This is a genomic window from Neisseria flavescens (assembly GCF_001618065.1).
Lineage (GTDB): Bacteria > Pseudomonadota > Gammaproteobacteria > Burkholderiales > Neisseriaceae > Neisseria > Neisseria flavescens_A.
Genome location: NZ_LAEI01000073.1, coordinates 16,521 through 30,814, shown reverse-complemented (window position 1 = coordinate 30,814; position 14,294 = coordinate 16,521). Strand labels below are relative to the sequence as shown.

At 47.1% G+C, this 14,294-nt stretch carries 13 protein-coding genes and 1 pseudogene; 7 read left to right on the top strand and 7 right to left on the bottom strand.

The window, feature by feature from the left end:
• Nucleotides 1-96 precede the first annotated feature (96 nt).
• Nucleotides 97-810 carry an aldose epimerase gene (locus TW89_RS11365; RefSeq protein ID WP_128581494.1) on the top strand — a complete coding sequence of 238 codons (714 nt, stop codon included), beginning with the start codon at nucleotides 97-99 and terminating at the stop codon, nucleotides 808-810.
• 60 nt (nucleotides 811-870) lie between these two features.
• On the opposite strand, the gene mltB is transcribed toward TW89_RS11365, so the two are convergent.
• The 5 genes from mltB to rpsF all read right to left on the bottom strand — a co-directional run bounded on the left by mltB (nucleotide 871) and on the right by rpsF (nucleotide 3,538).
• A complete protein-coding gene (gene mltB, locus TW89_RS11360; RefSeq protein WP_128581493.1) occupies nucleotides 871-1,953 on the bottom strand; it encodes a lytic murein transglycosylase B in 1,083 nt (360 codons plus the stop codon).
• A 208-nt stretch (nucleotides 1,954-2,161) separates the two neighbouring features.
• Nucleotides 2,162-2,614 carry a 50S ribosomal protein L9 gene (rplI, locus tag TW89_RS11355; protein WP_003678862.1) on the bottom strand — a complete coding sequence of 151 codons (453 nt, stop codon included), beginning with the start codon at nucleotides 2,612-2,614 and terminating at the stop codon, nucleotides 2,162-2,164.
• 16 nt (nucleotides 2,615-2,630) lie between these two features.
• The gene (gene rpsR / locus TW89_RS11350) at nucleotides 2,631-2,861 is read right to left on the bottom strand and encodes a 30S ribosomal protein S18 (RefSeq protein ID WP_003678863.1); all 231 of its coding nucleotides are present in this window, start codon (nucleotides 2,859-2,861) and stop codon (nucleotides 2,631-2,633) included.
• 6 nt (nucleotides 2,862-2,867) lie between these two features.
• The gene (priB, locus tag TW89_RS11345) at nucleotides 2,868-3,170 is read right to left on the bottom strand and encodes a primosomal replication protein N (protein WP_191620669.1); all 303 of its coding nucleotides are present in this window, start codon (nucleotides 3,168-3,170) and stop codon (nucleotides 2,868-2,870) included.
• On the bottom strand, nucleotides 3,167-3,538 hold the full coding sequence (gene rpsF / locus TW89_RS11340; RefSeq protein WP_003686150.1) for a 30S ribosomal protein S6: 372 nt from the start codon (nucleotides 3,536-3,538) through the stop codon (nucleotides 3,167-3,169). The genes priB and rpsF overlap by 4 nt, the downstream gene beginning before the upstream one ends.
• Nucleotides 3,539-3,783: 245 nt before the next feature.
• Between rpsF and hscA the strand changes: the two genes are divergently transcribed.
• The 3 genes from hscA to fdx all read left to right on the top strand — a co-directional run bounded on the left by hscA (nucleotide 3,784) and on the right by fdx (nucleotide 6,516).
• Entirely contained in the window at nucleotides 3,784-5,643 is a 1,860-nt protein-coding gene (gene hscA, locus TW89_RS11335) for a Fe-S protein assembly chaperone HscA (protein WP_128581492.1), read from the top strand.
• Between the two features lie 76 nt (nucleotides 5,644-5,719).
• Complete coding sequence (locus tag TW89_RS11330) at nucleotides 5,720-6,082, top strand: TIGR02328 family protein (RefSeq protein ID WP_128581491.1); 363 nt, start codon at nucleotides 5,720-5,722, stop codon at nucleotides 6,080-6,082.
• Nucleotides 6,083-6,174: 92 nt separating this feature from the next.
• A complete protein-coding gene (gene fdx, locus TW89_RS11325; protein ID WP_003686005.1) occupies nucleotides 6,175-6,516 on the top strand; it encodes an ISC system 2Fe-2S type ferredoxin in 342 nt (113 codons plus the stop codon).
• Nucleotides 6,517-6,591: 75 nt separating this feature from the next.
• Here the strand turns inward: fdx and TW89_RS11320 are convergent, their stop codons facing one another.
• Nucleotides 6,592-7,212 (bottom strand): hypothetical protein, encoded by a 621-nt coding sequence (locus TW89_RS11320; RefSeq protein ID WP_128581490.1) that lies wholly within the window; start codon nucleotides 7,210-7,212, stop codon nucleotides 6,592-6,594.
• A gap of 298 nt (nucleotides 7,213-7,510) precedes the next feature.
• Here TW89_RS11320 and iscX point away from each other — a divergent pair, with 298 nt between their 5' ends.
• The 3 genes from iscX (at nucleotide 7,511) to metE (ending at nucleotide 11,127) form a co-directional block, all read left to right on the top strand.
• Entirely contained in the window at nucleotides 7,511-7,708 is a 198-nt protein-coding gene (gene iscX, locus TW89_RS11315; RefSeq protein WP_003682097.1) for a Fe-S cluster assembly protein IscX, read from the top strand.
• Between the two features lie 171 nt (nucleotides 7,709-7,879).
• A complete protein-coding gene (metF, locus tag TW89_RS11310) occupies nucleotides 7,880-8,761 on the top strand; it encodes a methylenetetrahydrofolate reductase (RefSeq protein ID WP_049330686.1) in 882 nt (293 codons plus the stop codon).
• Between the two features lie 89 nt (nucleotides 8,762-8,850).
• Nucleotides 8,851-11,127 carry a 5-methyltetrahydropteroyltriglutamate--homocysteine S-methyltransferase gene (metE, locus tag TW89_RS11305; RefSeq protein ID WP_128581489.1) on the top strand — a complete coding sequence of 759 codons (2,277 nt, stop codon included), beginning with the start codon at nucleotides 8,851-8,853 and terminating at the stop codon, nucleotides 11,125-11,127.
• Nucleotides 11,128-11,219: 92 nt separating this feature from the next.
• Here the strand turns inward: metE and TW89_RS11300 are convergent.
• Nucleotides 11,220-13,459, bottom strand: a pseudogene (locus TW89_RS11300) (right-handed parallel beta-helix repeat-containing protein).
• Nucleotides 13,460-14,294 lie beyond the last annotated feature (835 nt).

The window sequence follows — 14,294 nt, the reverse complement described above, 5'->3', positions numbered from 1 at the left end:
TTTATTAAGGATTTTCTATCAAGCAAACAGCGACAGCATGTCATTGCAATGTTAGAATGCTACACAAATAATAAACAATTTAAAGCTTAAATCATTATGCCTGAAATCATACTACGCAACCAATCAGCCACAATGCAAGTCAACACAATGGGTGGATATATTGACTCCCTGATTCTAAAAGGACGGGAAGTCTTATTCCCGAAAACCAGCGTCCACGTGGGCGATGACACAAAATTACGCGGCGGCATGCACGTTTGCTTACCCCAATTCGGACCGGACAGCAAAAATCATCTGGCCCAACATGGTTTCGGCAGAACTTCAGACTGGGAAATCCGCCATCAAAATGAATCGGATATCGGCTTAAAATTAATCAGCACAGAAAAAGGCTATGAACACGTCGAATGGTTGCTTGATTACAGTCTGCCTAACGAAAATGAAGCCATCGCCATCCTAACTGTCTGCAATTACGGCGAATCACCCGTCCGCACGTCCCCAGGATTCCACCCCTACTTTACCGCTGCCGGCACACAATTTGATTTCAACGGTGCGCCATACGATGCCGACTATATCTCCCATACCGAATTTGTTTCCTCCAACCAGGATGCACACGTTGCATTTGACGGCTTAAAACTGGATATCCGCACCCACAATCTGCCTGTGTATGCCCTCTGGAGCGATCGAAACGGCCAATATACTTGTGCAGAACCAACCGCAGAAGGCAATGCGTTTTTATCCCCTGCCCGAGGCGGACAATTTGTTTCAGGGCACAGCAAAAAACGTTACGCCATGAAAATCAGACTAACAGCTTAAATTGTTCTGCAAAAGTCATAAATACTTAAAAACCACCCAAACGGGTGGTTTTCTTATGGCTTACAGGCCATTATTATTATTGATTGCATTCGCAATATCGCGTACCGCTGTTACATACATGCGGCTGTGGTTATATTGCCATACCGTGTAGAAGTTATTCAGGCCCAAATAGTATTCAAATACGCCCGGGCTGGTTTCCAAAGCATACAATACAGCCTTTTCATTATCCGCAACAGCAGCTTGAGGCACGACACCCAAAGCTTTGAAATCTGCGACAGTGCGCGTCAAGGCAGTTTTCTCATCGATAATCGCCTGCAAGTGTGGAGTAATCGTCAGACTGACCGGCACAACCATCTTACCGCCGGTCTGCCAGCCATGCTGTTTCATATAATTGGCGACAGAAGCCGCCACATCGCCAACATTATTCCAAATATCGCGATGACTATCACCATCATAGTCCACCGCCCATTTACGGTAGCTTGAAGGCATAAATTGCGGCATGCCCATCGCGCCGGCATAGCTGCCTTTGAAGTCAAAGATATTTTCTTTTTCTTCTTTTGCCATCAGCAAAAGTTCGCTCAATTCGTTTTGGAAAAATTCGGCACGGCGAGGATAATCAAAGGCCAATGTACTCAAAGCATCAGCAACGCGGAAGCTGCCCGTATTTTTGCCATAATTGGTCTCAATACCGAGAATCGCCACAATCAATTCGGCAGGTACGCCGTATTTGCGTGCCACATCATCAATTACAGCACGGTTTGCCGCATAGAATTGTCTGCCGCCGTTAAATTTGGCTGCACCAGAGTTACCGGTACGGAACTCATACCAAGGACGCGAAGTGCTTGGGCGGTACATAATGGTAATAATGTTGCCTTTATACACCACGTCATTAAAGAAATTACGCAATTCTTCCGCACTGAAATGACGGTTTTTCACTTCATATTGGATAAACTGCTGAACATTGACGTTTTCATTAAAACCGCTGCTGGCAACAGATTCAGCCGCTGCATCAAATACAGGGCGTTTTACAGAGGAAACAGGCTCGACAGGTTTTGCCGTATCAACAGCAGGCTTTTGTGGGGTACTACATGAAGCCAGAGCCAAAGCAGCCAGACCCATCCCAAAGATTTTGATTTTATTCATAAATAATCTCTTTATTAAACACCATGACAAATCCGAATACGAAAGAATATTCGTCCAACACATCATCTCTCTATGCCAACCGCCATACTTTTTAATCAGCCAAAAATATAGGCAACTCGACACCTATTTGCTTCGACTCAAGCACATAAACAAGGCCGTCTGAAATCCAAGGAAACCCTTGATTTTCAGACGGCCTTGAATGAATCAATTACTCAGCGGCTGCAACAACAGCAACGGTAATTTTAGCAACAGCGTCAGTGTGCAGAGCCACTTCCACTTCGTATTCGCCAACAGCTTTCAATGGACCGTTAGGCAGACGTACGTTTGCTTTAGCAGCTTGGATACCGGCAGCAACAATCGCTTCAGCGATGTCAGCATTGGTAACAGAACCGAACAGACGACCATCAACACCGGCTTTTTGAGCAACAGTAATGGTTTGGCCTTCCAGTTTTTCTTGACGGGCTTTAGCATCAGCCAAGATTTCAGCTTGTTTGGCTTCCAATTCAGCGCGGCGTGCTTCGAATTCTTTCATGTTGGCTTCGGTTGCACGTTTTGCTTTACCGGCAGGGATCAGGAAGTTGCGTGCGTAACCGTTTTTAACGGTAACGATATCACCCAAGTTACCCAGACCGCCGATTTTTTCTAACAGAATAATTTGCATGATTTAAACTCCAAAATTATTTGTGTTGATCGGTGTAAGGCAACAGAGCCAGGAAACGGGCACGTTTCACAGCAGTAGCCAACTGACGTTGGTAGTGTGCTTTAGTACCAGTAATGCGGGCAGGGATGATTTTGCCGTTTTCAGAGATGAAGTCTTTCAACAAATCAACTTGTTTGTAATCAACTTCTTGGATTTTTTCAGCCGTAAAGCGGCAGAATTTTCTACGTTTGAATGATTGACGAGCCATTGTCGTTTAACCTTTATATTCTTTAATGTTCTGTATGCGTAGTACCGGCTTGGGGAAGCGTTGGCTGCGTTGCGCCAAAAAACCTTCCGACTCGATGATGGCATCTTGCCGATACTGCCATTCCTCAGCCTGCTTACCTAAGATCCGCGCGGGAATTTCAAATTTGACCAGACATTTCTGTCCGTTTTCTTCCTGCCAGGACTCATGTTGCAACACAACATCTAAAACAGGAATTCCTGCCGGCGTATATCTCAAAGGCTGAACCTGCAAGATACGGGCGGTAAGCTTAATCAGATTGTTCAATCTTATTCGGCTGCTGCAACTTCTTCAGCTGCACCGTTCAGCAAGTTTTTTGCTTTTTCGCCGCCCAGCATTGGGGAAGCTTCAGTTACAGCGTGTTTTGTTTTGATGGTCAGGTGACGCAGTACGGCATCATTGAAGCGGAAAGCAGTTTCCAGCTCTTCAACCACTTCGGGAGTAGTTTCGATATTCATCAAAACATAGTGTGCTTTGTGGATTTTGTTTATTGGGTAAGCCAATTGACGACGGCCCCAGTCTTCCAAACGGTGGATTTTACCGCTGGCTTCAGTAATCATGGTTTTGTAACGCTCAACCATAGCAGGCACTTGCTCGCTTTGATCAGGATGAACGATAAACACGATCTCGTAATGACGCATGTTATCTCCTTATGGATGATTAAAAACAGCCTTTCACCATGCGAAGTAAAAGGCAAGGCAAAGAGGCTGAATTTTATCCGCATTTCTTAAAAAATACAAGTACGGATTCAAAATCCACTTTCTTTTCAATTAAAAAACAACATTAGGCCTTAGGGTTATTTCCTAGCAAACCACTCAACTATCTGCCAAAAATCTGCTAAAATCTGCCCCATCCTAATAAATACAGCATCAGAAGGCACACAATCATGGCTCTTTTGCAGATTTCCGAACCCGGCATGTCCGCCGCCCCCCATCAACACCGCCTCGCCGTAGGCATTGATTTAGGCACAACCAACAGCTTGGTGGCCACCGTACGCAGCGGCAGTGCAGTCTGCCTTCCTGATTCAGACGGCCGTACCACCCTGCCTTCGGTTGTCCGTTATTTGGATGGCGAAGTCGAAGTCGGCAAAAACGCCCTTTCAGCCCAAAAAACCGATCCGCTAAATACAGTCAGCTCTGCCAAACGCTTGATCGGACGCACCCTTACCGACCTTACACAAGACGCGCAATACCTGCCCTATCAATTTACACCCAATGAGCGCGTGGTTGAATTAAACACCCGTCAAGGTGCGAAAACGCCTATCGAAGTATCGGCAGAAATCCTCAAAGCCCTCAAATCGCGTGCCGAAGAAACATTAGGCGGCGATTTGGTCGGTGCCGTCATTACCGTACCTGCTTATTTTGACGACGCCCAACGTCAAGCCACCAAAGATGCCGCACGCTTGGCAGGCTTGAATGTATTGCGCCTCCTCAATGAGCCGACCGCCGCTGCAATCGCCTACGGACTGGACAACGCCTCAGAAGGTACGTTTGTTGTTTATGATTTGGGCGGCGGCACATTCGACGTATCCGTATTGCAACTGACTAAAGGCCTGTTTGAAGTAAAAGCCACCGGTGGCAACAGCGCATTGGGCGGCGATGACTTCGACCATCGTTTGTTCTGCTACCTGCTCGAACAAAACGACCTTTCCAAACTCAACGAACAAGACAGCCAGCTTCTGCTTTCCCTTGTCCGTACTGCCAAAGAAAAACTGACCACTCAAACCGAAACCGTCATCGAAACTACACTTTCAGACGGCCATAAAGTTCATACCGTCATTACCCGCCAAGAGTTTCATAATCTGACCCAAAATCTGGTACAAAAAACCATCGAACCCGTCAAACAGGCTTTGAAAGACGCAGGCGTAACCAAGGCCGATGTCAAGGGAGTGATTATGGTTGGTGGCTCTACCCGTATGTTGCACGTTCAACAAGCAGTTGCCACCTTCTTTGGCCAAACTCCACTGAACAACCTCAATCCTGACGAAGTGGTCGCACTCGGCGCCGCCATACAAGCAAACGTCCTTGCGGGTAACAAAACCGACGGCGAATGGCTGCTGCTGGACGTTACCCCCTTGTCGCTCGGCTTGGAAACCTACGGCGGACTCGCCGAAAAAATCATCCCGCGCAACTCTACCATTCCTACCGCGCGTGCGCAGGACTTTACCACTTTCAAAGACGGTCAAACTGCCATGACGATACACGTCGTTCAAGGCGAGCGCGAACTCGTTTCCGACTGCCGCAGCCTTGCCAAATTTACCCTGCGCGGTATTCCGCCCATGGCAGCAGGCGCAGCGCGTATCCGCGTGACCTTCCAAGTTGATGCCGACGGTTTGCTGTCCGTTTCCGCACAAGAACAAAGCACCGGCGTACAGGCGCAAATCGAAGTCAAACCTTCCTACGGCTTGGACGACGGCACCATTACCCAAATGCTCAAAGACAGCATGAGCAACGCCGCCGAAGACATGGCCGCACGCGCACGCGCCGAAGCCGTAGTCGAAGCCGAAAGCCTAACCGACGCCGTTAACGCAGCCCTTGAGTTAGACAGCGATTTGTTGGAAGCTGAAGAGTTGCAACAGATTCAACAAGACATTGCCAACTTGCAAGGCCGTCTGAAAGACGGCAAAGCCGAAGACATCCGTGCCGCCGTCGCCAAACTCAGCCACAGCACAGACAACTTCGCCGCCAAGCGCATGAACCGCAATATCCAACGTGCGCTGACAGGTCAAAGCGTTGATAATATTTGACGGCAAATGGTTTCAGACGGCCTTTGATAAAAAGGCCGTCTGAAAATCTAATATCCAAAACGACCTGATTACTTCTATGAGACTCTGGCACCAAACCCTTATCCCCCTGCTCCCCCGCGCCCAGCTTTTGGGGCAACGCCGTGAATGTGCCGCTTTACGCGGAGCGGGCTGGGGCAGGCCGCATGCGACGGTTAATTACGTTTTTACCCACTCACCCTACAAACTCTACCTGTATCACGCGTTGATTATGGAAGAAATGGAAAGGCGTGGTTACAAACCCGATGCCTTATGGAAAGACCCGCTATATCGCGGTAAAGCCGTTGCCCCATACCATTCGCACGCAGCTGAAACAGCTACTTCGCCGATTTATGCCGAACATGATGATGCTTACTTGGACGAATGTCTGAAAAATTTAAGAAATAAAGGCATCATGTTATAAACCCATTTTTCAGACGGCCTGAATATTGAATATCCAAAGCCGTCTGAAACCGCTTTAACCACAACCACTCTTAAACAACTGAGACAATAAAAATGCCAAAAATTACCGTACTCCCACACGCGACATTATGCCCCGAAGGCGCGGTTATCGAAGACGCACCGGAAGGCCAAACCGTCCTTGACGTACTGCTCGACCACGATATCGAAGTCGATCACGCCTGTGAAAAATCCTGTGCCTGCACAACCTGCCACGTGATTATCCGCAAAGGTTTTGACAGCTTGGAAGAACCAACCGAATTGGAAGAAGACCTGCTCGACCAAGCATGGGGCTTGGAAGCCGATTCACGCTTGAGCTGTCAGGCAGTCGTTGCCGATGAAGATTTGGTCGTAGAAATTCCTAAATATACGATCAACCACGCGCGTGAAGACCATTAAAACAAGGTTTAATGAAAAGGCCGTCTGAAACCATAAATTCATGGTTTTCAGACGGCCTTTTGGTTATGCAGCAAATTATTTGATATGAGGGAAAATAAAACGCATACGCGAAATCTGCATGGAGGCCACTTTCTGCGTAGCGGAGTAATTTTCAATTTTTTCTTGCATTCTGATTTGATGCATATTGCCATTATAACGGGGAGCAGCGTTCTGAGATTTATTTACTGTCGGCAGTTCAGCCTCAGCCTTCAAAGCTTCCTCTGCCTCAATCGCCGAAAGTGCAGCCTCATCTCTTACCAAACCGAAACGCTCGATAATGACATTGGCTTCATCTATATAATGAGATTTGTCCGCGCCATTTTCCAACACCGCATCTTCAAGCACGACCGACAAATGCTTGCCGCAATTTTCGATACGCTCTGCGATACGCGAATAAACCATCCAACGTTTCAGCCTCAACGCGCCTGCATCGTCATTGGGTGAAGCGGCATCCAGTTTAATCAAACCATAATGCTTGCCGTAATACAGACGGAACACCAGCTGCTTCAAACCTTCTGTTTCGTCCAGCATCCGATAAAATTCGCGAACCAACAACAGCAAACGGTCAAATGCGCCTGCTTTAGACAGATACTCCGGATCATCGGAAGCAAGCGCGTAAATCAGTTTGGACAGCTTGGCGTTGAGTGCGTTATTCATCTTTTTTCCTTTATTTTTAAGCGATGGATTTTCTTAAGAGCCATTCCAAAAAATTTGGTTGCATAACAAAGTGTAAATTTTGTATGAAAACCAAATCATACAAAGCGGAATAGAAAGTATAAAACGGCAGATTGCCGTGAATTTTAAGTGTCTTGCCGTATTTTAACGCAACTATGCTATTTTGTTAAAAAATAGCGCCATCATTTATCTGCCAATCTTCCGTAAAACAATCTGGCAGTCCGACTTCTTCTTGATTAAAATAATTACTAATAGCCCAAACCCAATAAAGGAACACATCATGAAATGGACAGATACCCAACGCATCGCCGAAGAACTCTACGACTTACACGGCGACAGCATCGATCCGAAAACCGTACGCTTTACCCAACTGCGTGATTTGATTATGGCGTTGCCTGAATTTGACGATGATCCGGCGCGTTGCGGCGAGCGTATTCTTGAAGCCGTGCAACAAGCATGGATAGATGAAGCAGAATAATCCTTCCTCCCTTCCCTATCAAACAAGACCTTAGGCTGTTTTTCAGACGGCCTGAGGTCTTTATTAAATCTATTCATACAATTTCGGAAAATTTCGAAATTGACTCATGTTAACCTCAAATTTATTATGCAACCTGACAACAAATAAAAGATATGCAGAAGGTGCATAACCATGAATCACGCTCGAGAAATCGCCGCTTTAAACAACAGCCTTTCAGATTTAAAAGGCGACATCAATGTTTCGTTCGAATTTTTCCCACCGAAAAACGAACAAATGGAAACCATGCTGTGGGATTCCATCCATCGCCTGCAAACCTTGCATCCGAAATTCGTTTCCGTAACCTACGGTGCAAACTCCGGCGAACGCGACCGCACACACAGTATCGTTAAACGCATCAAACAAGAAACCGGCCTTGACGCAGCCCCTCACTTGACCGGTATCGATGCCAGCCCTGACGAGTTACGTCAAATTGCCAAAGACTATTGGGACAGCGGTATCCGCCGCATCGTTGCCTTGCGTGGCGACGAGCCGCCCGGCTACGAGAAAAAACCTTTCTATGCCGAAGATTTGGTCAAACTGTTGCGCTCCGTTGCAGACTTTGACATTTCCGTAGCGGCCTATCCTGAGGTTCACCCGGAAGCCAAATCCGCCCAAGCCGACTTGATCAATCTGAAACGAAAAATCGATGCGGGTGCAAACCACGTTATTACCCAATTCTTCTTCGACGTGGAAAGCTATCTGCGCTTTCGCGACCGTTGCGTGATGATGGGCATTGACGTTGAAATTGTTCCCGGCATTCTGCCTGTAACCAATTTCAAACAATTGACCAAAATGGCCCAAGTGACCAACGTCAAAATCCCAAGCTGGCTGTCTAAAATGTACGAAGGTTTGGATAACGACCAAGGCACGCGCAACCTTGTTGCCGCCAGCATCGCCATCGACATGGTCAAAGTCCTCTCTCGCGAAGGTGTCAAAGACTTCCACTTCTACACCCTCAACCGCAGCGAACTGACTTACGCCATCTGCCATATTTTGGGCGTGCGTCCGCGTTAATAAAACAGACGGCCTCCCCATTCTGATTTACAATATTGAACATTCAGGCCATACCGGCCTGATTCAAAATTCCAACTAGGAGAGTTAACATGACAACATTGCATTTTTCAGGCTTCCCGCGCGTCGGTGCCTTCCGCGAATTGAAATTCGCACAAGAAAAATACTGGCGCAAAGAAATCAGCGAGCAAGAATTGCTGGCTGTTGCTAAAGACTTGCGCGAGAAAAACTGGAAACACCAAGCTGCTGCCAACGCCGATTTCGTTGCTGCAGGCGATTTCACTTTCTACGACCACATCCTCGACCTGCAAGTTGCTACCGGTGCCATCCCTGCCCGTTTCGGCTTCGACAGCCAAAACCTGTCTTTGGAACAATTCTTCCAACTGGCCCGTGGTAACAAAGACCAATTCGCTATCGAAATGACCAAATGGTTCGACACCAACTACCACTACTTAGTGCCTGAATTCCACGCCGATACCGAATTCAAAGCCAACGCCAAACACTATGTTCAACAACTGCAAGAAGCCCAAGCTTTGGGCCTGAAAGCCAAACCGACCATCGTCGGCCCATTGACTTTCCTGTGGGTGGGTAAAGAAAAAGGCGCGGTTGAATTCGACCGTCTGAGCCTGTTGCCTAAACTGTTGCCTGTTTACGTTGAAATCCTGACTGCTTTGGTTGAAGCCGGTGCCGAGTGGATTCAAATCGACGAGCCTGCTTTGACTGTTGACCTGCCTAAAGAATGGGTAGAAGCATACAAAGACGTTTACGCTACTTTGAGCAAAGTAAGCGCCAAAATCCTGTTGAGCACTTACTTTGGTTCTGTTGCCGAACACGCCGCATTGCTGAAATCCCTGCCTGTTGACGGCCTGCATATCGATTTGGTACGCGCTCCTGAGCAACTGGACGAATTTGCCGACTACGACAAAGTTCTGTCTGCTGGCGTTATCGACGGCCGCAACATTTGGCGCGCCAACCTGAACAAAGTTTTGGAAACTGTTGAGCCTCTGCAAGCCAAACTGGGCGACCGTTTGTGGATCTCCAGCTCTTGCTCTCTGCTGCACACTCCATTTGACTTGTCAGTTGAAGAAAAACTGAAAGCCAACAAACCTGATCTGTACTCTTGGTTGGCATTCACCCTGCAAAAAACCCAAGAATTGCGCGTTCTGAAAGCCGCATTGAACGAAGGTCGTGATTCTGTTGCCGAAGAACTGGCCGCCAGCCAAGCTGCTGCCGACTCCCGTGCCAACAGCAGCGAAATCCACCGTGCAGACGTTGCCAAACGCCTGGCCGATTTGCCTGCCAACGCAGACCAACGCAAATCTCCATTTGCCGACCGTATCAAAGCGCAACAAGCATGGTTGAACCTGCCTCTGCTGCCGACTACCAACATCGGCTCTTTCCCACAAACTACCGAAATCCGCCAAGCACGCGCAGCCTTCAAAAAAGGCGAACTGTCTGCCGCCGATTACGAAGCTGCGATGAAAAAAGAAATCGCCTTGGTGGTTGAAGAGCAAGAAAAACTGGACTTGGACGTACTGGTACACGGCGAAGCCGAGCGTAACGACATGGTTGAATACTTCGGCGAATTGTTGAGCGGTTTTGCATTCACCCAATACGGCTGGGTACAAAGCTACGGCTCACGCTGCGTTAAACCACCTATCATCTTCGGTGACGTAAGCCGTCCTGAAGCCATGACTGTCGCTTGGTCTACTTACGCACAAAGCCTGACCAAACGCCCGATGAAAGGTATGTTGACCGGCCCTGTAACCATTCTGCAATGGTCTTTCGTCCGCAACGATATTCCTCGCTCTACCGTGTGCAAACAAATCGCACTGGCTTTGAACGACGAAGTATTGGATCTGGAAAAAGCCGGCATCAAAGTCATCCAAATTGACGAACCTGCCATCCGCGAAGGTCTGCCTTTGAAACGTGCCGATTGGGACGCCTACCTGAACTGGGCCGGTGAATCTTTCCGCCTGTCCTCTACCGGTTGCGAAGACAGCACTCAAATCCACACTCACATGTGCTACTCCGAGTTCAACGACATCCTGCCAGCCATCGCCGCTATGGACGCTGACGTCATCACCATTGAAACTTCACGTTCCGATATGGAGCTCTTGACTGCGTTCGGCGAATTCAAATACCCGAACGACATCGGCCCAGGCGTTTACGACATCCACAGCCCACGCGTACCGACTGAAGCTGAAGTTGAGCACCTGTTGCGCAAAGCCATCGAGGTTGTACCGGTTGAACGTCTGTGGGTTAACCCTGACTGCGGCCTGAAAACACGTGGTTGGAAAGAAACTCTGGAACAACTCCAAGTGATGATGAACGTAACCCACAAACTGCGTGCCGAACTGGCTAAATAATGTGAGTTAGATGAAAAGGCCGTCTGAAAATTTTCAGACGGCCTTTTTTTATTTATCGATATTTAAACTATAAAGATTACGACTTCAACAGCTTACAAAATCCCTGTCGTTGTATGATGTTCTTCCACTCCTGATGTATACACGTTCTTAGCATGATGATACACAGTCTCTTTAGTCGTTTCGACAATATGGTTGGCTTCTGACAAGATATCGCTCAATGCAACTTTACTGCCGGTCGTATTCACCTTTTTCAGTGCTTCGCCATTATGGCTATTGCCTTCTGAATACGTCTTGATGTCGTTTTCAAAGCGCAGCCATGAATCATACAGTTCACCTTTAATGTCCGTCATGATTTTGTTGTTGGCTACATTTAAAGATGCTTTGCCCTTAGGGTTGGTACTGTGTACGTCTACCAAAGCATCATTCAGGGCACCACCAAGTTTCAATGTGTTATTGGTGATGTTGTACTCTTTGGCATTGCTTTTCAAATAAGCAAATTCGACATAGCCTTCAGATTCTTCACGCACGGAAATTTTGTTATTGTGAATCGTTACCGCACCATGCATAGCGACATTACCATGGTGTTCTTCCACATAAACCGGTACTGCGCCTTTCATAATCTTGCCGATATCGGCATCATTGCCGCTGATGGTAATGGTACCGCTACCAATGCCGTTTTTAGATAAAACGCGGTCGTAGGTATCGTTGATGACGGCAATCAGATATTTGGTGGATTCGCCGCTGATCTTGTTGTTTGCCATATTGAGCGTGTAATCCATTTTGCTTTCATGGTTACGGAACTCAATCGCGTAGGTCTGAATATTGTTTTGATAAACCGTCAGATTTTTAATGACATTATTACTGATATCAAAATAGCCTTTGTCAGCCGAGTGCAAATCTTTGTATTGGGTATTGGTTTGCACCTGAATACCTGAATACATGTGGTAGTACTTGCCCAAGTCATCATCAACATTTAAACGGAAGCTCGGATCTTGAATAATGGTATTGCCGGTAATTTTGACTTTATCCATAGAAAACTGGCGGTTGTAGGCAACAATGCCATACAGTCGGTCACCCGTTAACACATTGTCTTCAATGACAATGCCTGTACCATCATGCACATCCAAACCCTTGCGGTAGTTATGGTCGGTCGTGTTTTTACGGTATGTGATGCCGTAATTGTAGCTGCCGGCAGCCACAGCCATACCGTAGCCGGTACCGCCGTCCGCTTCGTGTCCGTTCCAATCCAAACGGTTGCCCTCGCCGATAAAGTTTTGTTGGAAACCAATCAGCGCACCGGCAACGCGGTTGTGGTGCAGATACGAATCAACAATACGGTTGTTTTCACCCAAAGGCAGCGCTTCATATGTTTCATCAATTTCGCCACTTTGTACGCGCGCTTTAAAGGTCAGCTTTTGACCTTTTTCCGTCTCCAAAGAGGCGGTCGATGTAAACATCACACCAGCGCGATTGGCACCGGAAACCTCTACTTTGCTGATTAAAGTATTGTCCGCATCGTTCACCAAAATGCCGTTTACCTTGCCAAAATAGCTTAAGCCTTTGCGGTAAAAATCAGGGTTGGTATATTGAACCGACAAGTCGGCAATGGTTTTATTGTTTTGCCCATCAATCAAGATACCGGCAAATTGGCGAATGTCATCATGGTTGGTGTCCGGATTGAACACACCCGTCTGCGCCTTATCAAACGTTACCTTGGTTTTGCCCATCCCCGAACCAAACAAGCCACGCGCGCCGGAGACGGTTTTATCCATCACAATCTGATTGGAAATATAGTAAGTACCATCCAAGAAAACCATGGCTTTTTCTTTGTGCGCCGCCTCTAAAGCCGCTTTAAATGCCTGAAGGCTGTCTTTTTCACCCTGCGCATCGGCACCAAAATCATTCACACGAACATAATTGCCGTACTCTTTAGATTGATACACGCGGTATTTTCCAGATACACCGGCCCTGCTTTCGGCATGATCGTCAATTTTGTTTGCTTTACCCGAACTGAGGTGTCCGTCGTGACTATTGATTGCTTTTTTGCCGTAAGAAACGCCCACTATTTTGTCATGGCCGTCTGAATCCTTCAGATTCTTTTTATGGACAATCTCAACGGTTTCTTTTTCTTCGGCAATTCTGTCTTCCGCCTCTTTTTCTTTGCGTGCGGCTTCGAGTTTGGCTTTACGCTCTGCAACCGCTTTTTCGACTGCCGCTTTATGCGCTTCTTTTGCGCGTTCGACCGCCTTTGCTTTGGCAGCGGCAGCCTCGGCTATTTTTTTGCTTTAGCTTCTTCGTAAACTTTTTGCCTTTCAGCCAGGACTTTTTCCATCGACTGATTAACCGACTTGTTTACCGGTTCTTTTGAAACAACGTGTTTACTCGCCACTTTAGGCGCAATGATATGTTTACTGGAAACGCTGCTTACAGAAGCAACGCTGGCCCGTGTAACATGCATTTTTGTCACAAGGCCGTCTGAAGATGATGGAGAACTGTCGAATCTTGCTGCCTCCGCCACATACACTACTTCTCTCGTTACAGTATTTTTACCGCTTAATTGCTTAAGCTCAGGAGAAACCGACGGCATATCCCCCCAATTGTGGGTGTGTATCCATTCTTTTAGAGGAGAAGATGATTTGGGATTTGCTTCAGGTGTAGATGAGCCGTGACGAATGTGGGTGCGGCCAAGAGGAGCAAGTTTATGTGACATAATCAGCGTATTTCCTTGTATCGAATATCGCCTTTCCCGCCGCACAAGCGTGCAACAAAAAAGCCGATTGATTAAAGAGGTAAGACGGATTCTGTCGTAACAACAATTGCCTGTATAAAGGCCAAACTGAAGTTGGCCGCTTTGAGAAACTCGGCAGCGTTTCCCCTTCTGCCGGTTTTCTGATTGGAAACGGTCATGGTGTCAGACAGAACCCTTGGATGACTTTATATAGGCGATCTGTCCGCGTACCATGTGTCCGGTTATTTTTGACGGAAATGTATCAGAGTCCCTTTTTAATTGATTAGTTCATCCAGAGTTAAGTTATTTTTGATTTTTATAGCAAAATAAAAATGGTTTTATCTTGCACTGGTTTCCTTTTTGACTTGACAGAGTGAATCCCGCGAAGCCAAAAAGGAGGGAAATTCTAACACGACATGTCTTTAGCATTCCCTATTTA